The sequence below is a fragment of the Mycobacterium deserti genome (assembly GCF_025345615.1).
GTDB classification, from domain to species: domain Bacteria; phylum Actinomycetota; class Actinomycetes; order Mycobacteriales; family Mycobacteriaceae; genus Mycobacterium; species Mycobacterium deserti.
The window spans coordinates 1,181,352-1,200,432 of sequence record NZ_JAODWD010000001.1 but is presented as its reverse complement, the minus strand read 5'-3'; the positions used below and the strand labels follow the sequence as shown (position 1 = coordinate 1,200,432).

The window sequence follows — 19,081 nt, the reverse complement described above, 5'->3', positions numbered from 1 at the left end:
CGGCGTTCGATCGACGACCGGAGGATTTGTGAACGTATCTCAACTCGAGTGGATCATCACGCTGAGCGTGACGATCGCCATTCTGCTGTTCGACGTGGTCGTGATAGGCCGAAGGCCCCATGAACCGTCGAAGCGGGAGACCAGCATCGCACTGACCATCTACGTCAGCCTTGCGATCGCCTTCGGGTTGTGGACGTACTTCTTCCACGGGAGCCAGTACGGCGTCGAGTTCTTCGCCGGCTGGCTCACCGAGTACAGCTTGTCGGTCGACAACCTGTTCGTCTTCCTCATCATCATGGCCAGCTTCAACGTGCCAAGGAAACACCAGCAGCAGGCATTGCTCGTCGGCATCATTCTGGCGCTGATCTTCCGCGGCATCTTCATCGCAATCGGCGCGGTGGCGATCAATCAGTTCTCCTGGATCTTCTACGCCTTCGGAGCGTTTCTGCTGTACACCGCGATCACCCTGATCCGCGACACCGACCACGAGGACGACGGAGACAACTTCGTGGTCCGCTTTGCCCGCAGCCACCTGAGTCTCACCGACAAGTGGGACGGCCTGAAGCTGTGGGTGAAGGAGGACGGCAAGCGGCTGATGACGCCGATGTTCCTGGTCATCGTCGCGCTTGGCACCACCGACCTGCTGTTCGCGCTGGACTCCATCCCGGCGATCTACGGACTGACCCAGGAGCCGTACCTGGTGTTCACGGCGAATGTGTTCGCGCTGATGGGGCTGCGCCAGCTGTACTTCCTGCTCGGCGATCTTCTGAAGCGGCTGGTCTATCTTTCGCAGGGGTTGGCCTTCATCCTGGCGTTCATCGGCGTGAAGCTGGTCCTGCACGCACTGCATGAGAACGAACTGCCGTTCATCAACGGCGGCGAACATGTTCCGGTGCCCGAGATCCCGACGCTGCTGTCGCTCGGCGTGATCATCGTGACGCTAGCCATCACGACAGCGGCCAGCCTCTACAAGACGCGGGTGCACGACGTGAAGAACGGCAACTCCGGCACCGAGGTCACCGACGACGAGACGTCGTTGGACTCGCGCTGATCGCCACCGTCGACCCGCACGGCGCCGGCACCTAACGTGGCGCCGGATCTGTAGCAGGCGGCGGGTGCGGACGCGAATTCGGGCGTACAGCCGCCCTCATCGCCGACATCGAGACCCGCAGGAGTGGCCGACGGCGTCACGCTGATACCGGTGTCGCCGCGGCAGGACCCTCGTGCGCTCGGTCGCGACGCACTGCGCCGATTGGCGGCGCGAAATCAGCCGAGAGCTTCGTAGATCAGCGTCGCGTATCGATTGGTGCGTTCGGTGCCGGTCGTGCCCGGACCCATTTTGTTCATCACGTACGCGAACGTCGCGCGACGGTCGGGGTTCATGACGATCATCGATCCACCCCACCCACCCCACCAGCAGATCCTGCCCTCAGGAATGGCCGGAACGCTCTCCGGTGTGGGCAGGCCGAATCCGATCCCGAAGCGGAGCGGGACGAACAGAACCTGGTCCACACCGTTGGATTGCTCCTGGAAGATCAGATCGATGGTCTCCGGCCGCAGCACCTGCACACCGTTCGCCCTGCCGCCTAGAGAGATTGGCGACAAGGCGCGGGCCAGAGCCCGTGCGTTGCCGTGGCCGTTCGCGCCGCCGATGTCGGCGCGCCGCCATCCGGCGGTCTCTGCGATCGCGGCCACATCCTCGTCCGGTCGGATGGTGCCGAAGGTCTTTAGCATCGGATGGTTGGCAGGAAACAGCTCGAATGGCAGTTGCAGTGGTGGCGGGGGAATCAGCTCGGCTATCCGGTGATCGTCTTCCTTCAGCACGCCGATCTGGACGTCGGCACCGAGTGGAAGAGCGATCTCGTCTCGCACGAAGTCTTTGAGCGGCTTGTCGGTGACGCGCCGAAGAACCTCGCCGATCAGGTGTCCGTAGCTGAGCGCGTGGTATCCCGACGCGGTGCCTGGATTCCACCATGGGGCCTGACTCGCCAGTTGGCTCGTCGACTTTTCCCAGTCGTACATGTCCTCGAGGGCGAAAGGGGCGTCCCATCCCGAGACCCCGGACGTGTGCGCCAGCAGATGCCGGACCTCGATCTTCTGCTTGCCGTTCTCGGCGAACTCCGGCCAGTAGTCGGCGACGGGCGCGAAGGGGTCCAACTGGCCGCGGTCGACGAGAATCAGTGCCGCCAGCGCGGTCAGCGTTTTGGTGCATGACCAGAAGTTGACGATCGTGTTCTCGGCCCAGGGGACGGTCTTCGCACGATTCGCGTATCCACCCCAGATATCGACGACGAGTTCGCCGTCGATGTCGACCGCGATCGACGCGCCGAGCTCCTCACCCGCGACGATCTCCTCGGCCAATGCCTCGGCGACCTTGTCGAATCGGGTATCCCACCGCCCATGCACCTCGTCGCTCATTCCGCCATCTTGGGCCGCCTCGGCGCCCCGCGGAGCCCCTTTCGGACCGGCTCTTCCCACTGGTCGGCATTGATGCAATCACGGCATCATTTAGGCCAACATCGGACTTGGACAAGTATTTATCGCGGCTCTAACCTGCGAGTATGACCTCTATGGTGTCGTCAACCACAGATCTGACCGGACAGATGATCATCGCGGGGTCGATGGTTCGCGGAACCGGCGACGAGGTCCGCGGATTCGATCCCACCGCCGGGTCCGAACTCGAGCCGACCTACCGGTATGGCGACCCGTCCCACGTCGATGCCGCATGCGCGGCGGCCGCCGAGGCGTTCGACGGCTACCGCAGCGTGCCCGCCGAGCGTCGCGCCGCATTCCTCGAGTCGATCGCCGAGAACATCGAAGCGATCCGCGACGATCTCGTCGCGCGCGCCGTCTCGGAGACCGGCCTACCAGAAGCGCGGCTGACCGGCGAGGTCGGCCGCACGACCGGACAATTGCGCATGTTCGCCGGTGTGCTGCGCGAAGGCAGCTTCAACGGCGCCCGCATCGACCCCGCCCTGCCCGACCGCGAACCGTTGCCGCGCCCCGACATCCGTCAACGTGCCATCGCGCTCGGACCCGTCGCGGTATTCGGCGCCAGCAACTTCCCGCTCGCGTTCTCGGTCGCAGGCGGCGACACCGCCTCGGCGCTGGCGGCAGGCTGTCCCGTCGTCGTGAAGGCGCACGACGCGCATCCCGGTACGTCGGAACTGGTCGGGCGCGCCGTATCGGATGCCGTGCGCGCCGCCGGGCTGCCGGCAGGTACCTTCTCGCTGCTCTACGGTTCCGGACCGGAGCTGGGCATCGCGCTGGTCACCGATCCGCGGATCAAGGCCGTCGGTTTCACCGGATCTCGCGCAGCGGGAACGGCTTTGGTGGCTGCGGCCGCCGCCAGGCCCGAACCTATCCCGGTATACGCCGAGATGAGTTCGATCAACCCGGTGTTCCTGCTCGCCGAGGCGCTGGCCAACCGGGCCGCCGACATCGGCCGCGCGTTCGTCGGGTCGTTGACCATGGGCTCGGGGCAGTTCTGCACCAACCCGGGTCTGGTGATCGCCGTCGACAGTCCCGACCTGGACACCTTCATCGCGGCCGCCCGCGACGAACTCGTGCAGGCCACGCCTGCCGCGATGCTGACGCCGACGATCGCCGAGAATTACCGCAGCGGCGTCGACGCCCTGGTCGCCCATGCCGACCTCATCGCCCGCGGTGCGGCCACCGACGCGCCGGTGGCCTGTCCCGCCGCGCTGTTCAGCACGGATGCCCGCAGCTTCCTGTCCTCTCGCGAACTGCAGGCCGAGGTGTTCGGCGCATCGAGCCTGATCGTGCGGTGCACGGACGTCGCGGAGATGCGCGCCGTCGCCGCGGGGATCGAGGGACAGCTCACCGTCACCGTGCATGCGGATGACGCCGACATCGACGACGCACGCCAGTTGCTGCCGACGCTCGAACTGAAAGCCGGACGAATTCTGTTCAACGGCTGGCCGACCGGGGTCGAAGTCGGGCACGCGATGGTGCACGGCGGACCGTACCCGGCCACTTCGGATTCCAGGACGACGTCCGTCGGATCGCGCGCGATCGAGCGCTTCTTACGACCTGTCTGCTACCAGGACGTGCCGGGTGCGCTGCTCCCGAGCGCGATCGCCGACGGAAATCCCGACAAGATCTGGCGCCGCGTCGACGGCAACCTCACCCAAGACTGACCCACACCGACGACACACCACAGCGAGGAGTCACGATGCACGCCGCCCACGAAGGCTTTGACGGCGTTCTGTTCTTTCCCGTCACCCCGTTCACGCCCTCCGGCGACGTGGACACCGAACGGCTGGCCGAGCACGTCACCAAGGGCGTCGATGCCGGTCCGGGTGGTGTCTTCATCGGTTGCGGCACAGGCGAATTCCACGCTCTCGAATCGTCGGAACTGAAGACTGTCGTATCCACCGCGGTGCAGGCCATCGGCGGACGTGTCCCGGTCTTCGCCGGGGCGGGCGGATCGATCGCCCAGGCCAAGACGTTCGCGCGCGTTGCCGCCGACGCCGGCGCCGACGGACTGCTGCTCCTGCCGCCGTATCTCGTCGAGATGCCGCCGGCCGGTCTCGTGGAATACACCCGCGTGGTGGCGGGCACCACCGACCTCCCGCTCATCGTGTACAACCGCAACAACGCGCGGTACACGGAGGCGTCGGCGGTCGAGGTGTCGCGGATCGACAACGTGGTCGGCTTCAAGGACGGCACCGGCGACCTGGACCAGGTCTCGCGAATCGTGCGCGCTGTCAACGACGAGCTCGCGACGAGCGGTAAGCCGTTCCAGTATTTCAACGGCCTGCCGACGGCTGAGGTGTCGCAGCAGGCGTACCGGGCGATCGGTTTGACGCTGTACTCGTCGGCCACCTTCGCGTTCGCACCCGACATCGCGCTCGCCTTCTACCGTGCGCTCGAAGCAGGCAACGAGACACTGATCGCGGCCCTACTGCGCAGCTTCTTCCACCCGCTGGTGCGACTGCGCGACAGGGTGCCCGGCTACGCGGTGTCATTGATCAAAGCCGGTGTCACGCTGGAAGGTATCGACGCAGGAGAGGTGCGGCCGCCGCTGATCATGCCGACCGCCGGGGACATCACGGAACTGCGGGCGATCATCGCGGCGGGCCGTTCGGTGCTCGCCGACGCGCTCGAAACCGTGCGGTGATGGGCGGAGAGCCCATCCGCATCACCGCGGTGCGCATCACCCCGGTGGCGTTCGCCGACCCGCCTCTGCTCAACACCGTCGGCGTCCATCAGCCGTACGCGCTGCGCGCGATCGTCCAGCTGCACACCGACTCCGGCCTGGTGGGACTGGGCGAGACGTACGCCGACTCCAAGCACCTGGCCCGGCTTGACGCTGCCGCCGACGCCATCACGGGGCTGGATGTGTTCGCGTTGAACGTGATTCGCGCGGCCATCGCGGATCGGCTGCGGGGCGACGATGCGGCCGCCGGCACCGCTGGCATGATCACCTCGGCGAGCGTTGTCGATCAGGTGCTCTCACCCTTCGAGGTGGCGTGCCTGGACGTGCAGGGCCACGCGCTGGGCAGGCCGGTCTCCGATCTGCTCGGCGGTAAGGTCCGCGACGCGGTGCCGTTCAGCGCATACCTGTTCTACAAGTGGGCCGCGCACCCCGGTGTTGCACCCGATACTTGGGGAGAAGCCCTCGACCCCGCGGGGATCGTCGAGCAGGCGCGGCGGATCATCGACGAATACGGGTTCACCGCAATCAAACTCAAGGGTGGGGTCTTCCCGCCTGAAGAGGAGATGGCCGCCATCGAAGCGTTGCGTGCGGCGTTCCCGGACCATCCCCTGCGACTCGACCCCAACGCGGCGTGGTCGCCTCAGACGTCGATCAAGGTGGCTTCTGGTCTGGCCGGCGTGCTCGAGTACCTCGAGGACCCGACGCCGGGCATCGACGGGATGGCCGAGGTCGCCGCACAGGCGGCGATGCCGTTGGCCACCAACATGTGTGTGGTCGCTTTCGGGCAACTGCGGCAGGCGATCTCACAGAACGCCGTCGGTGTGGTGCTCTCCGACCACCACTATTGGGGCGGCCTGCAGCGCTCCCGCCTGCTGGCTGGGATCTGCGACACCTTCGGACTGGGCCTGTCGATGCACTCCAACTCCCATCTGGGCATCAGCCTCGCGGCAATGGTGCACCTGGCCGCCGCGACGCCGAATCTGACCTATGCCTGCGACACCCACTGGCCGTGGAAGACCGAGGAGATCGTCAAGCCCGGCGTGATGGAATTCGTCGACGGATCCGTAGCGGTGCCCACCGGACCGGGTCTGGGCGTCGGCGTCGATGAGACACAACTGGCGGCACTACACGAGCAATACCTACGGTGCGGAATTCGGGACCGCGACGACACCGGTTACATGCAGAGCGTCGATCCGAATTTCCGCGCGGGCAGCCCGCGCTGGTAGCGCTGACGACGCTACACTGATGCGCACACGCCGTACAATCGGCGGTCAATGATGCGAGGAGTGCATCGATGTTCTCGCTGGCCCGGCTGTCCTGCTTCATCGCCGTGGCCGAGGAACTGCACTTCGGGCGGGCTGCTGAGCGGCTGCACATGACCCAACCTCCGCTGAGCCGCCAGATACAACAGCTCGAGAACGAATTGGGCGTGCACTTGATCGACCGCACCACCCGTTCGGTGACCCTCACCCCCGCCGGGGTGGCGTTCCTGCCCGACGCCCGCCGCATCCTTCAGCTGGCCGAAGGCGCCGCGCACACCGTCAAGCGCATACCCGCGGGCGACCTGGGGACGGTCGTCGTCGGGTTCACCGCGGCGTCCGCGCACGCCGTGCTGCCCCGGCTACTCGACGCCGCGCGCGCGAAACTGCCCGACGTCAAGCTCGACCTGCGTGAGATGGTCACTGCGGCCCAAATCGACGGGCTGATGACTGGAGAGCTCGACTTGGGCATGGCGCGCCCGCCGTTGAAACGGCCCGGTCTGGTCTCCCGGCCGCTCCTGCACGAGCAGCTGGTCGCCGCACTACCCGAACACCATCCGTTGGTGAGTCTCGGCCGTCAGCTCACGCTGAACGACCTCGACGGCCATGACGTCATCATGTATTCACCGGTGCAGGCGCGCTATTTCAACGAGCTGTTGGTCAGTACGTTCACCATCGCTGGCGCAACTCCCCGTTACGTTCAGTACGTGACCCAGGTGCACACCATGCTGGTGCTCGTGCGCTCCGGTCTCGGCATCGCGCTGGTGCCCGCGTCGGCCGCTACGCTGCACCCAGACGGCGTGGTGTTCCGATCCATCGGCGCGTTCCGGGAGCGTCCCGTCGAGCTCGACGCGGTGTGGCGCAGCGACAGCAGCAACCCCGCGCTTCTTCGCCTGCTCAGAGATGTTCTGCCGCAACGCGAGTGGACGACCGACGATTTGGTCGAGGATGTGGTCGGGTAACGCGGAATCGCGAAGGCACGATAGGTGTTAGCGTAGAGAGACTAACGAAGGGGTGTGCAAATGCTGTCGACGGTGAAACTGCTTGTCGCATCGGCGTTGGCGGCTGTGCCGCTGACCTTGGGAATCGGAGTCGCCTCGGCGCAACCCGCCGTTGATGCGATCGTCAACTCGACGTGTAGCTATCCGCAGGTTATGGCGGCACTCAAGGCGCAGGACCCGAAGATGGCGAGCCAGGTGTCCGCCAATCCCGCGATGGTCGCCGGGCTGAAGCAGCTTGTCGCCGCCGGACCTGATGAGCGCAGGCGGATGGTTTCGCAGTGGCAGAACGTGCCGGCCGTGCAGCCCTACATCGGGCTGATCTCGTCGGTTGTCGGCACCTGTAACAGCTACTAGCGCCGAAGGTTTCGCGGTTACGCCGGTGTCGGTAACGGCACCGGCGTAATCAGTTCACCGGTCTGTAGGAACTTGTCGAGGTTGCGCAGCGTCAGGTCCTCCATCGCCGCGCGCGTCTGCACGGTGCCGCTCGCCACGTGTGGCAGCAGCACCACGTTGTCCATCTCGAGCAGTTGATGCGGCACCTGCGGTTCGTCGACGAACACGTCGAGGCCCGCCCCGGCGAGCCTGCCGTCGGTGAGCGCGTCAACCAACGCGTCCTCGTCGACGACGCTGCCGCGCGCGATGTTCACCAGATATCCGTCGGCACCGAGTGCGTCGATCACTTTGCCGTCGATCAGCTTTCGCGTACCGGCGCCACCCGCCGCGGCCACGATCAGCACATCGACCCCACGCGCCAGTTCCAGCGGCGATGAGACATAGGTATATGGCGAGTCGGCGACCGGACGGCGGTTGTGGTAGCTGATCGCACAACCGAACGCGGTCAGCCGTTTGGCGATCGCGCCGCCGATTCGTCCCAGCCCGACGATGCCCACACGGGTGTTGCTGACCTGGCGGGTCAGCGGGTAGTTACCGTCGACGGGCCAACGACCCTGTCGCACATACCGATCCGAGGCCGAGAACCTCCGCAGGGTGTCGATCATCAGGCCGACCGCCGTGTCGGCGACACAGTCGGTGAGGACATCGGGCGTATTGCTGACACCGATTCCGCGCCGGCCTGCGGCCTCCACATCAGTGGTGTCGTAACCGACGCCGAAGTTGACCACCGCGCCAAGATTCGGAAGAGCTTCCATCAGTTCGGCATTGACTCCGGTGCGACCAGAGGTCACCACGACGGTGACCTCGTCGCCGTGCTCGGCGAGGAAGGTCGTGCGCTCGGAGTCGCTGTCGGGGAGTACATGCGCGGCGTACCGGGCGCGCAGAGTCTCGGCGAGCGACGGCTTGAGCGGGCCGACCTGAAGGACGCAACTGGTGGTGGCGTGGGTGGACACGGTTCTCCTCTGTTCTCGCACGTACCGTATGCCGACCTGGGAATACCCGTCCAACACGGAAATAGCATGGATTGATGACGAAGCCGCATAACTAGCCCCGGGCGGTGTGCACCGCCGAGTCACCGCGGAGACACCCGGGACAAATGCGCACGTCAAGGGCATCAAGGAGCTAGCTGGGCACCATTCAGTGGTCCGTCCGGCTCCCGCCAGATGGCCTGTTTTCGCCATCTCGGCCGGTTGACCGCCGAATCCGCAGCCTCGTAGCTTGTGTCTGCGGTCACATAGTTCGTCCACATACGTGGACATCAGCAGCCCGGAGGATCCATGAGGCCCACAGCCCAATTGCCACGGCGGGCGCGCCGAGCACTGACCGTCGCCGCCGCAGCGACCGCCTGCTGTGCAATCGCCGCCGGCTGCACAGTGGCCAACTCCGGTCACGGCGGCTACGACGCCGACACGCTGCGCATCGTCCTGTCGCAGGAGCCGCCGACGCTCGAGCCGTGCGAGAGTTCGCTGACGTCAACCGGAATAGTCGTCCGTTCCAACATCACCGAGCCACTCATCGAGCGCGATCCGAACTCCGGCGATCTGCAACCGCTGCTGGCCACCGAGTGGCGCCAGAGTGCGCCCAACCAATGGACGTTCAAGGTTCGCGATGGCGTCACCTTCTCCAACGGCGCACCGTTCACCGCCAGGGACGCCGCGTTCTCCATCGACCGCGCTGTGAACTCCGACCTGAACTGCAACCTCGACGGCTACGTGTTCGGTGACGAGAAGCTCGAACTCGACACTCCCGACGACAACACGCTTGTAGTGGGCACGGAAACTCCCGATCCGATTCTGCCGCTGCGCATCTCGTTCGTGGAAGTGGTTCCGGCCGGTACCAGCATGCAGGAGAAGGTGCGTGAACCCGTCGGCACCGGCCCGTACGCGATTGACGATTGGGAGTACGGGCAGAAGCTGCTGCTCAAACGCAACGCCGGCTACTGGGGACCCCAGCCGGCGTTCGCGCGTGCCGAGTATCAGTGGCGCAGCGAAGGCAGTGTGCGCGCCGCGATGATCACCAACGACGAGACCGACATCGCCGTCTCGCTCGGACCAGAGGACGGCGCAGGTGATCTCGGCGTTCCTTTCCAGAACAATGAGACCACCGCATTGCGGATGCAGGCTGGAGAGGCGCCGCTGAACGACATGCGGGTGCGCCAAGCCATCAACTACGCGGTCAATCGCGAGGGCATCGTCAAGGCGCTGTTTCGCGGCCTCGGCGATCCTGCCTCTCAGTTGATCCCGTCCGGCGTCGTCGGGTACAACGGCGACCTCCCGCTGTGGCCTCATGACATCGACAAGGCCAAGCAGCTGATCGCAGATGCCAAGGCCGACGGCGTCCCGGTCGACAGGCAGATCCGCCTGATCGGCCGCACGGCCCAGTTCCCGAAGATCGCCGAGACCATCGAGGTGTTGCAGAGCGAGTTCGCCGAGATCGGGCTCAACGTCAAGATCGAGATGATGGACACGTCCAACCAACTGCTCTACCAACTGCGGCCGTTCCCACCGGAAACCGGCCCCTACCTGCTGACGATCATGCACGGCAACCAGGCCGGTGACGCCGCCTTCACCCTGGACCAGTACATGCTCAGCGACGGTCCCCAAGCCGCCTACGGCACACCGGAATTCGACAAGAAGATCCGCGCCGCCGAAGAACTCACCGGCCGGCAGCGCCAGGACGCATTCGCGAAGTTGTTCGCCGAGGAGCCCGAGGAGATCATGCAGATGGCCTACATCGCCCACATGAAGGGCATCCTCGGCAAGTCACCGCGGGTCGACTACACGCCCAACTCGGCCACCGGTGACGAGATGCGGCTGGCCGAGATGACCCCCGCAGGCAGCACCACCCCGACGGTCGCCCAGTAAGTAAGGAAGTCCAGCCCCATGTTCTCCTTCGTTCGGCGCCGGATGTACACCAGCGCACTACCGTTGATCATCGTGCTGCTCGGGGTGTTCCTGCTCGCCCGGCTCACCGGCGACCCCACCAATCTCTACCTTCCGGAGTCGGCCACACCGGAACAACGCGAATCGTTCGCCCAGGCCAACGGTTTCAACGACCCGATCGGCACTCAGTTGTTCGACTACTTCAGGGGTGTGCTGCACCTGGACTTCGGCACCTCGCTGCGCACCGGCGAGTCGGCCTCCGAGATGGCGCTGCGCGCCTTTCCTGCCACCCTGCAATTAGCGTTCACCACAATGCTTCTGGCGATCGTCGGTGCGATCGTCATCGGTTGCTGGGCCGCCTACCGGCCGAACTCGCTGGCTGACCGGTTCTCCAGCCTGTTGTCGATGACCGCCGCAAGCATTCCCGACTTCTGGTTCGCGATCACCGGTGTGTGGCTGTTCGCGGTGCTCCTCGGCGCGCTGCCGACCTCGGGTGTCGACAGCGGCATCCTGTCCTGGATCCTGCCGATCGCCACCCTGATGATCCGCCCGCTCGGCGTGCTCACCCAGGTCGTACGCGGGGCGATGGTATCCGCGCTGTCCGCGCCGTACGTGCGATTGGCGCGCAGCAAGGGCGCCAGCGACTTTCGTGTCGTCAGCCACCACGCCCTTCGCAACGCCGCCGCGCCCGCGCTGACCGTTGCCGGTGACCTGGCCGTCGGGCTGATCAACGGCGCGGTCGTCGTCGAGGCCATCTTCGGCTGGCCGGGAATCGGCAAGCTGATGATCGACGCGATCCTGCAACGCGACTTCGCCGTCCTGCAGGCCGCCGTGCTGCTGACCGCCGTGAGCATCTTCCTGCTGAACGTTCTCATCGACGCCTGCTACGCGTTGCTCGACGCTCGCGTCCGCGAACCGGCTCGGATCTAGACGGACAAGGAGCATTCATATGAGCACTGGACTCGATCTCGTTCCCGTCAAGCCGACCACGGCCATCGTCGGCGAACCGGCCAAGAAGCGCGCCGGCTCAAAGTGGTTCCGGCTCCTGGTCAACGACCGCGTCGCCGCCGCGGCAGCCGTGGTTCTCGGACTCGTGTTCCTCACCGCCGTGTTCGGGCCGATGCTGTTGGGCGATCTGGCGACCAGGATCGACCTCGACAACTCGAACCAGCCGCCCTTCACCCTGAGCCACGGTTGGGCCAACGTCCTCGGTACCGACCCGCTGGGCCGCAGCATGCTGGCCAGGTTGATCGTCGCCTGCCAGACGACGTTGTCCGTCGCGATCCCCGCCGTGCTGATCTCGGCGATCGTCGGATCGGCGATCGGAATGTGGGCCGGTTACCACCGTGGCTGGCGCGAGACCCTGGCCATGCGCATCGCCGACGTGATCATGAGTTTCCCGTCGCTGCTGCTCGCGGTCGTCGTGCTCTACGTGTTCTCGCCGAGCGCAGCGAACATCGTTGCGGTGCTGGCGATCACCCGAATCCCGGTGTATCTGCGTACCGCCCGCGCGGAGTCCGCGGAGCTGCAGAGCCGGTTGTTCGTTGACGCCGCGCGCACCTTCGGCGCCAGCGCGCATTCGATCATCGGGCGCCACGTCGTGCCGATCGTCCTGCCAACGCTGTTGACGCTCGCGACGCTGGACTTCTGCTACGTCATGCTGGCCGAGAGTTCCTTGAGCTTCTTGGGCATCGGCATCCAGCCGCCCGACGTCAGCTGGGGCCTGATGGTCTCGCAAGGGCGCACATACCTGCACACCGCCTGGTGGCTGTCGTTCTTCCCCGGATTGGCCATCGTCATCACCACCGTGTCGGCCACCATCCTGGCGGCGTGGGCCCGCATCGCCACCGATCCCGGACAGCGGTGGCGCCTCACCGTTCCGCAGAAGCGCCTGACCCGCTTCGCCAAGACCACGAAGGCCCTCTCATGACATCTGCGGTCGACCACAAGCCCACCATCGAGGACACCGACGCCAAGCCCGTGCTCGACGTCGACGGCCTGACCGTGGACATCCGCACCATCACCGGCACCGTGCGCGCCGTCGACGACGTCAGCTTTCAGGCCCGTCGCGGCGAAACATTGGCTCTGCTAGGTGAATCCGGATGCGGCAAGTCCATGACCGCCACAGCACTCGTGGGCCTTCTGGAGCCCGTCGCCGACGTCGTCTCGGGCTCGGCCGTCCTCGGCGGCTTCGACCTGTTCGAAGTAGGGCGAGCCAAACGTCGCGAGATGGCGGGCACCGAACTCGCCATCGTCTTCCAGGACGCGCTGACGGCATTGAACCCGCTCTACACCGTCGGAACGCAACTGGCCGAACCGTTTCGGATTCACCACAACCTGAGCGCCAAGGAGGCCAAGCGCAAGGCCGTCGACCTGATGGCCCGCGTCGGGATCCCGCAGCCCGAGACCCGGCTGAACTCCTACCCGCACCAATTCTCCGGCGGCATGCGGCAGCGCCTGCTGATCGCGATGGCCGTCGCCCTCAACCCGAGTGTGTTGATCGCCGACGAGCCCACCACCGCGCTGGACGTCACGGTGCAGGCACAGATCATGGCGTTGCTGCGCGATTTGCGCACCGAATACGACATGGCCGTCGTCCTGATCACCCACGACCTAGCGCTTGTCGCCGAGGAGGCCGACCGGGTCGCGGTCATGTACGCGGGCAATATCGTCGAAACAGGATCGGTGGCAGAGATTTTCGCCAACCCCAAGCACCCGTACACCAAGGGACTGCTGAACTCGGTGCCGGTCAACGCCCGACGTGGTGACGTACTCAAGTCCATCGGCGGCACACCGCCGGACCTGCACGCCATTCCCCACGGCTGCGTCTACCAGGCGCGCTGCCCGTTGGCCCGCGAGATCTGCGCGACCAAGCGGCCCGCACTCGACACCGTGGCGCCCGGCCGCAGGGCTGCGTGCCATTTTCCCGAAGAGGTGCAAGATGTCTGACAACCTGCTCGAAGTGCGCGACCTGCGCAAGTCGTTCCGCGTGCCCAACGTAGGCAAGAAAAGGCTCTGCGCACTCGACGGCGTCAACCTCGACCTCGAGCGCGGCGAGACGCTTGGTCTGGTGGGCGAGTCCGGATGCGGGAAGTCCACGCTGGCACGCACATTGATGATGCTCGAACGCCCCGACGCGGGTACTGTGCGCTTCGATGGAATCGACCCGTTCAGCCTTCGTGGCAAGGACCTGCTGAAGTTTCGCCGCCGGGTGCAGATGGTGTTCCAGGACCCGTACGCGTCGTTGAACTCCCGTATGTCGGCCGGCGACATCATTGCCGAGCCGTGGCGCAGCCACAAAGGCATGTACGCCAACCGCAACGACCGCGACATGCGCGTGCGGGGACTGCTCGACCTCGTCGGCCTCGGCGCCAAGGCCGCCGACAAGTACCCCCAGGAGTTCTCGGGCGGTCAGCGGCAACGCATCGGCATCGCTCGCGCCCTCGCACTCGACCCCGATGTGATCGTCTGCGACGAGCCGGTGTCGGCACTGGACCTGTCCGTTCAGGCGCAGGTGCTCAACCTGCTCAACGACCTACAACAGCAGTTGCAGATCTCCTACATCTTCATCTCCCACGACCTGTCGGTGGTTCGCCACGTCGCCGACCGCGTCGCGGTGATGTACCTCGGCAGGATCATCGAAAACGGGCCGACAGACGCGGTTTTCGAGCGGCCGAACCACCCGTACACCGCCGCGCTGATGTCGGCCGCCCCGAAACTCGACAGCGCACACCGCAAGGAGCGGATCCTACTGAAGGGCGAGGTGCCGTCGCCGCTGGACCCGCCGTCGGGGTGCCGGTTTCGTACCCGGTGCTGGCGGGCGACGGACGTCTGCGCGTCGGAAACCCCGCCTGCAGCGCGGGATCCGCACGTCGACGCCCACACCGCGCTGTGCCACCATCCGCTGCTCACCGAGCATGCGGCATCGTTGTCGGTGTGAGCGTCTCGTCGTATGTCGTCGTAGCCATGGCCATCGTCCTGGCGTCGTGCATGCAGGCTTCGATCGGATTCGGCATGGGGATGCTCGCTGCGCCGATCGTCGCGATCGTCAACCCCGCCATGATCCCCGGCACCCTGATCATGCTCGCGGCGCTGCTGACCGTGCTGGTCGTGGTGCGCGAACGCGAGGCTATCGACCTCGGGGGCACCGGTTGGGCGCTGGTCGGCCGCGTACCGGGCACTGTCGCAGGGGCCTTGCTGTTGGCGCTGTTGCCGCAACGCGCGCTCGCGATCATGCTCGCCGGTGTGGTGCTGTTCGGCGTCGTTCTCACCAGTGTCGGTTGGATCCCGGTTCCGCACCGGCGCAACCTGGTACTCGCCGGAGCCACCTCCGGTGTGCTCGGCACGGCGACGTCGATCGGCGGGCCTCCGATGGCACTGGTGTGGCAGAACACGAGTGGGGCGCAACTGCGCGGCACCATGAGCGGCTTCTTCCTGGTCGGCTCCCTGATGTCCATCGCGATGCTGGCGGTGACGGGCTCCATCGGCGCGCAGACGGTGTCGTCGTTCGCCGTGCTGACCCCAGCGGTTGCGGTCGGGTATCTACTGTCGTGGCCGGTCAACCGTCTGCTGGACCCGCAGCGGCAGCGCTGGGCGGCGATCACGATCTCGGCGATCGGCGCAATTCTGTTGATCACCCGAGAGCTCGTGGGGTTGTGAGCGTGGAGCCACCTCGCCAGGTGAAGTCGGCGGTACGCACCGTCGAACTGCTCGAATACCTCGCGTCGCGACAGGATCGGCCCGCCCGCATCCGCGACATCGCCACGGCGCTGGACATGCCGCGCAGCAGTCTGCACGCCCTGCTGCGCACCCTGGTCACACAGGGGTGGGTGCGGTCTGACGCATCAGGGACGTTGTACGGCATCGGTATTCGTGCGTTACTGGTCGGCACCGGCTACCTCGACGGCGACCCCTACCTGCCGATGATCACCCCGTTCCTCGACGACCTCCGCAAACAACTCGACGAGACGTTCCACGTCGCGCGCATCGACGGTACCGACGTCGTCTACCTCGCCACCCGGGAGTCTCGGCAGTACCAACGGACCGCCAGCAGAGTGGGCAGGCGGTTGCCGGCCTACGCCACCGCATTGGGCAAGGCGCTGCTCGCCGAACGATTCGATCATGAACGCGACGAACATCTGCCCGCCACGCTCTCGCGTATCACCGACCATACGATCACCGACCGCGCAGAACTCGACGAAGCGTTGGCCGGTGCCCGAATTCGCGGCTATGCGACCGACACCGAGGAGAACACGCCCGGCGTGCGGTGCTTCGCGGTCGCGCTGCGCTACATGCAGCCTGCCCAGGACGCAATCAGCGCCTCCATCCCGATGGGCAGGCTGACCGACGGTCGGGAGCGCGCGATCGTCGAGGCTCTACTCGAGGTGGGGGACAAGGTTTCGCGGGTGATCCGGCCGCTCGCGAACGGCGAGAAATGGTTCGCCGGGTGATGCCCAGGGCGCATTAATTCATGCCTTCTTAGTGTTGGACATGCATCGATTGGCCTCAGTACGCTCAAAAATCATGACCTCGCCCAGTCGGAGCCCTGTCGTTCGCGACATGAGGGTCGTCCCTGTCGCAGGACACGACTGCATGCTGCTGAACCTCAGCGGCGCGCACGGTCCTTTCTTCACGCGAAACCTGTTGATCCTGACCGACTCTGAGGGCAACACCGGTGTCGGTGAGGTGCCCGGCGGCGAACCGATCCGTCGCACGCTCGAAGACGCCACGCCGCTGGTGGTCGGCTCGCCGATCGGCGCCTACCACGCGACGCTGGCGGCCGTCCGACGCGAGTTCGCCGGCCGTGACAGCGCAGGGCGCGGTGCCCAGACGTTCGACCTGCGGGTCACCGTGCACGCGGTGACGGCGGTGGAGTCGGCGCTGCTGGATCTGCTCGGAAAGCATCTCGGCGTCACCGTCGCGGCGCTGCTCGGCGACGGGCAGCAGCGGGAGCGGGTGCCCGCGCTGGGCTACCTGTTCTTCGTCGGCGACCGCACCAAGACCGATCTGGCCTACCGGTCACCGGCCGACGAGAGCGCCGACGCCGACCAGTGGCTGCGCATCCGCCACGACGAGGCGCTGACGCCTGAGGCCGTCGTTCGATTGGCCGAGGCCGCGCGGGACCGATACGGGTTCCGCGACTTCAAGCTCAAGGGCGGTGTGCTGGCGCCGGGCGACGAGGCCAAGGCCGTGACCGCGCTGGCCGACCGATTCCCCGACGCTCGGATCACATTGGACCCCAATGGCGCATGGCTTCTCTCCGACGCGGTGCGGACCTGCCGTGACCTGACCGATGTCCTCGCCTATGCCGAGGATCCGGTCGGCCCTGAGGGCACGTTCTCCGGTCGCGAGGTGATGGCCGAGTTCAAGCGCGCGACCGGACTGCCGACCGCGACCAACATGATCGCCACCGACTGGCGAGAACTGGGTCACGCCATCCGGACGGGCGCCGTCGACATCCCGCTGGCAGACCCGCACTTCTGGACCATGAACGGCTCGGTACGCGTCGCTCAGCTCTGCGATGCGTGGGGGCTGACGTGGGGTTCGCACTCGAACAACCACTTCGACGTTTCGCTGGCGATGTTCACCCATGTCGCTGCCGCGGCGCCCGGTCAGATCACCGCCATCGACACGCACTGGATCTGGCAGGACGGCCAGCGAATCACCAAGGAGCCGTTCACGATCGCCGACGGGCATCTCACCGTTCCGGACCGGCCGGGCCTCGGGGTGGAGCTCGACGAGGAGGCTGTGGCCGCGGCGCATGAGCTGTACCTCGCCGAGGGCCTCGGTGCACGCGACGACGCGGCGGCAATGCAATACCTCGTTCCGGGATGGACGTTCGACCGGAAACGGCCGGCGCTGCAACGATGAAAGTCGTCGTCGTCGACCCGAGCCTGGTGCCGCACCGCGAGCGCTTCGAGGCCGGACTGCCTGCGGGGACGACGGTGGTGTGGGGGGACACGACAGAAGCCGCGCTGCGGGAAGCCGATGTGTTCGTCGGCAGTCGGTTCACTCCGGAAATGTCCGCCGTGGCGAAAAAGCTGCTCCTCGTGCACGTCGCGGGCGCAGGCACTGACAAGGTTGCCTTCGACGTTCTGAGTCCGAAGGTGTTCGTCGCGAACACGTTTCATCATGAGCAGTCCATCGCCGAGTACGTCCTCGCCGCGGCGGTGCTGCTACGCCGAAATTTCCTGGAACAGGACTGGGCGCTGCGCGAGGACGTCTGGGCCACCTCGGTGTACGACCGGTCGATTCCTCAGCCCCGAGCGCTGCACGGGGCACGGGTCGGATTCGTCGGCTTCGGCCACATCGGCAGGCGCAGTTGGCATCTGCTGCGCGCGCTGGGCACCGAAGGTGCGGCGGTGACGGGCAGCGGCACACTCGACGCCGCAGCCGAGGGGTTGTCATGGACAGCCGATGTCGGAGCGCTCGACCGGCTGATGTCGGAGTCCGAAGTGGTGGTCGTCTCGGCGCCGCTGACCGAACGCACCACCGGCCTGATCGGCGCCGACCAGCTGCGGGCGCTGGGACCCGAGGGCGTGTTGATCAACGTCGCACGCGGACCCCTGGTGGCCGAAACCGCTCTCTACGAGGCGCTCGCGGCTCGTACCATCGCTGCGGCGGCCATCGACGTGTGGTACCGGTATCCAGACTCCGACGGCCACGCTGCGCCCAGCGAGCTGCCGTTCGCCAAGCTGCCCAACGTGTTGATGACCCCGCACTCGTCGGGCGTCACCCGTAACACGTTCATCGGCCGCGTCGACGATGTCGTCGCCAACATCGGCCGGTTACACCGCGGCGAGCCGTTGCAGAACCTGGTCGTCGGTCACCAGTTGTCGTAGCCGCCCTCGGGGCCGAGCATGCGCTCCAGCCGGGTGCGGTTGATCCGGCCCAGCTCGTTGCGGACCACTTTGCGTTCGGTCTCGACATCGTTGAGCAGACGGTCGGACATCGCGGCCAGCACGTCGGGAACGGAGTAGCCGTTGACGAACATCACGAAGCCGAAGCCGAACTGCTCGAGGTAGCGCCGTGAGGCTCGGCTCAGCTGATTCATCACCCCGGGCTCGTCGCACCAGATGGCGCACTGTTCGGCCGCAGACTTCTCGCTGCCCGGCCGTCGCCCGATGTCCGGATAGGCCTGCAGGATCGAGTCGATCGACTCCTCGGACAGCCCGAACAGCAGCTCGTCGGCATGGCGGAACAGCGCGTCGTGGTCGGCGTACGGCCGCCCGCGCGCCAAATCGGCGGCCAGCGGCACGCTGTAGCAGCATTCGTACACGGCGTGCACGGCCCGTCGCATCGGCATGGCGTTGAACGCTTCGAGGCCGATCCCCTGATGCATCAACACGAGACCAATCATCAAAG

Annotated in this window: 18 protein-coding genes; 15 read left to right on the top strand and 3 right to left on the bottom strand. The window is 66.1% G+C overall.

Translation table 11 applies throughout. The features are described from left to right. Positions 1 to 28 precede the first annotated feature (28 nt). Positions 29 to 1,051 (top strand): TerC family protein, encoded by a 1,023-nt coding sequence (locus N4S67_RS06075; protein ID WP_260991980.1) that lies wholly within the window; start codon positions 29 to 31, stop codon positions 1,049 to 1,051. Between the two features lie 215 nt (positions 1,052 to 1,266). Here the strand turns inward: N4S67_RS06075 and N4S67_RS06070 are convergent, their stop codons facing one another. Next, positions 1,267 to 2,418: a serine hydrolase domain-containing protein gene (locus tag N4S67_RS06070; protein ID WP_260991979.1), complete on the bottom strand. Its 1,152-nt coding sequence runs from the start codon at positions 2,416 to 2,418 to the stop codon at positions 1,267 to 1,269. Positions 2,419 to 2,561: 143 nt separating this feature from the next. Here N4S67_RS06070 and N4S67_RS06065 point away from each other — a divergent pair, with 143 nt between their 5' ends. The 5 genes from N4S67_RS06065 (at position 2,562) to N4S67_RS06045 (ending at position 7,796) form a co-directional block, all read left to right on the top strand. Continuing rightward, a complete protein-coding gene (locus tag N4S67_RS06065) occupies positions 2,562 to 4,160 on the top strand; it encodes an aldehyde dehydrogenase (NADP(+)) (protein ID WP_260991978.1) in 1,599 nt (532 codons plus the stop codon). Between the two features lie 35 nt (positions 4,161 to 4,195). After that, positions 4,196 to 5,143 carry a 5-dehydro-4-deoxyglucarate dehydratase gene (locus tag N4S67_RS06060; protein ID WP_260991977.1) on the top strand — a complete coding sequence of 316 codons (948 nt, stop codon included), beginning with the start codon at positions 4,196 to 4,198 and terminating at the stop codon, positions 5,141 to 5,143. Then, positions 5,143 to 6,408 (top strand): glucarate dehydratase family protein, encoded by a 1,266-nt coding sequence (locus tag N4S67_RS06055; protein WP_260991976.1) that lies wholly within the window; start codon positions 5,143 to 5,145, stop codon positions 6,406 to 6,408. Before N4S67_RS06060 ends, N4S67_RS06055 begins: the two co-directional genes overlap by 1 nt. Positions 6,409 to 6,476: 68 nt before the next feature. Next, complete coding sequence (locus tag N4S67_RS06050) at positions 6,477 to 7,403, top strand: LysR substrate-binding domain-containing protein (RefSeq protein ID WP_260991975.1); 927 nt, start codon at positions 6,477 to 6,479, stop codon at positions 7,401 to 7,403. Positions 7,404 to 7,475: 72 nt separating this feature from the next. Next, on the top strand, positions 7,476 to 7,796 hold the full coding sequence (locus tag N4S67_RS06045) for a hemophore-related protein (protein WP_260991974.1): 321 nt from the start codon (positions 7,476 to 7,478) through the stop codon (positions 7,794 to 7,796). 17 nt (positions 7,797 to 7,813) lie between these two features. Here the strand turns inward: N4S67_RS06045 and N4S67_RS06040 are convergent, their stop codons facing one another. Then, positions 7,814 to 8,788, bottom strand: coding sequence for a 2-hydroxyacid dehydrogenase (locus N4S67_RS06040; protein WP_260991973.1), 975 nt, complete (start codon positions 8,786 to 8,788; stop codon positions 7,814 to 7,816). Positions 8,789 to 9,112: 324 nt separating this feature from the next. Here N4S67_RS06040 and N4S67_RS06035 point away from each other — a divergent pair, with 324 nt between their 5' ends. From N4S67_RS06035 to N4S67_RS05995, 9 genes are all read left to right on the top strand, one after another. Continuing rightward, positions 9,113 to 10,699 carry an ABC transporter substrate-binding protein gene (locus N4S67_RS06035; RefSeq protein WP_260991972.1) on the top strand — a complete coding sequence of 529 codons (1,587 nt, stop codon included), beginning with the start codon at positions 9,113 to 9,115 and terminating at the stop codon, positions 10,697 to 10,699. 18 nt (positions 10,700 to 10,717) lie between these two features. Beyond that, the gene (locus tag N4S67_RS06030) at positions 10,718 to 11,647 is read left to right on the top strand and encodes an ABC transporter permease (protein ID WP_260991971.1); all 930 of its coding nucleotides are present in this window, start codon (positions 10,718 to 10,720) and stop codon (positions 11,645 to 11,647) included. A 19-nt stretch (positions 11,648 to 11,666) separates the two neighbouring features. After that, a complete protein-coding gene (locus N4S67_RS06025) occupies positions 11,667 to 12,647 on the top strand; it encodes an ABC transporter permease (protein ID WP_260991970.1) in 981 nt (326 codons plus the stop codon). After that, positions 12,644 to 13,666 carry an ABC transporter ATP-binding protein gene (locus tag N4S67_RS06020; protein ID WP_260991969.1) on the top strand — a complete coding sequence of 341 codons (1,023 nt, stop codon included), beginning with the start codon at positions 12,644 to 12,646 and terminating at the stop codon, positions 13,664 to 13,666. The genes N4S67_RS06025 and N4S67_RS06020 overlap by 4 nt, the downstream gene beginning before the upstream one ends. After that, on the top strand, positions 13,659 to 14,657 hold the full coding sequence (locus N4S67_RS06015) for an ABC transporter ATP-binding protein (RefSeq protein ID WP_260991968.1): 999 nt from the start codon (positions 13,659 to 13,661) through the stop codon (positions 14,655 to 14,657). Before N4S67_RS06020 ends, N4S67_RS06015 begins: the two co-directional genes overlap by 8 nt. Continuing rightward, the gene (locus N4S67_RS06010) at positions 14,654 to 15,376 is read left to right on the top strand and encodes a sulfite exporter TauE/SafE family protein (protein WP_260991967.1); all 723 of its coding nucleotides are present in this window, start codon (positions 14,654 to 14,656) and stop codon (positions 15,374 to 15,376) included. The genes N4S67_RS06015 and N4S67_RS06010 overlap by 4 nt, the downstream gene beginning before the upstream one ends. 2 nt (positions 15,377 to 15,378) lie before the next feature. Beyond that, a complete protein-coding gene (locus N4S67_RS06005; protein WP_260991966.1) occupies positions 15,379 to 16,167 on the top strand; it encodes an IclR family transcriptional regulator in 789 nt (262 codons plus the stop codon). A 73-nt stretch (positions 16,168 to 16,240) separates the two neighbouring features. Beyond that, the gene (gene gudD, locus N4S67_RS06000) at positions 16,241 to 17,587 is read left to right on the top strand and encodes a glucarate dehydratase (RefSeq protein WP_260991965.1); all 1,347 of its coding nucleotides are present in this window, start codon (positions 16,241 to 16,243) and stop codon (positions 17,585 to 17,587) included. Further along, positions 17,584 to 18,558 (top strand): 2-hydroxyacid dehydrogenase, encoded by a 975-nt coding sequence (locus N4S67_RS05995; RefSeq protein WP_260991964.1) that lies wholly within the window; start codon positions 17,584 to 17,586, stop codon positions 18,556 to 18,558. The genes gudD and N4S67_RS05995 overlap by 4 nt, the downstream gene beginning before the upstream one ends. On the opposite strand, the gene N4S67_RS05990 is transcribed toward N4S67_RS05995, so the two are convergent. Then, on the bottom strand, positions 18,543 to 19,058 hold the full coding sequence (locus tag N4S67_RS05990; protein ID WP_260992084.1) for a 2-oxo-4-hydroxy-4-carboxy-5-ureidoimidazoline decarboxylase: 516 nt from the start codon (positions 19,056 to 19,058) through the stop codon (positions 18,543 to 18,545). The two genes, N4S67_RS05995 and N4S67_RS05990, sit on opposite strands and share 16 nt — an antisense overlap. Positions 19,059 to 19,081: the final 23 nt, after the last annotated feature.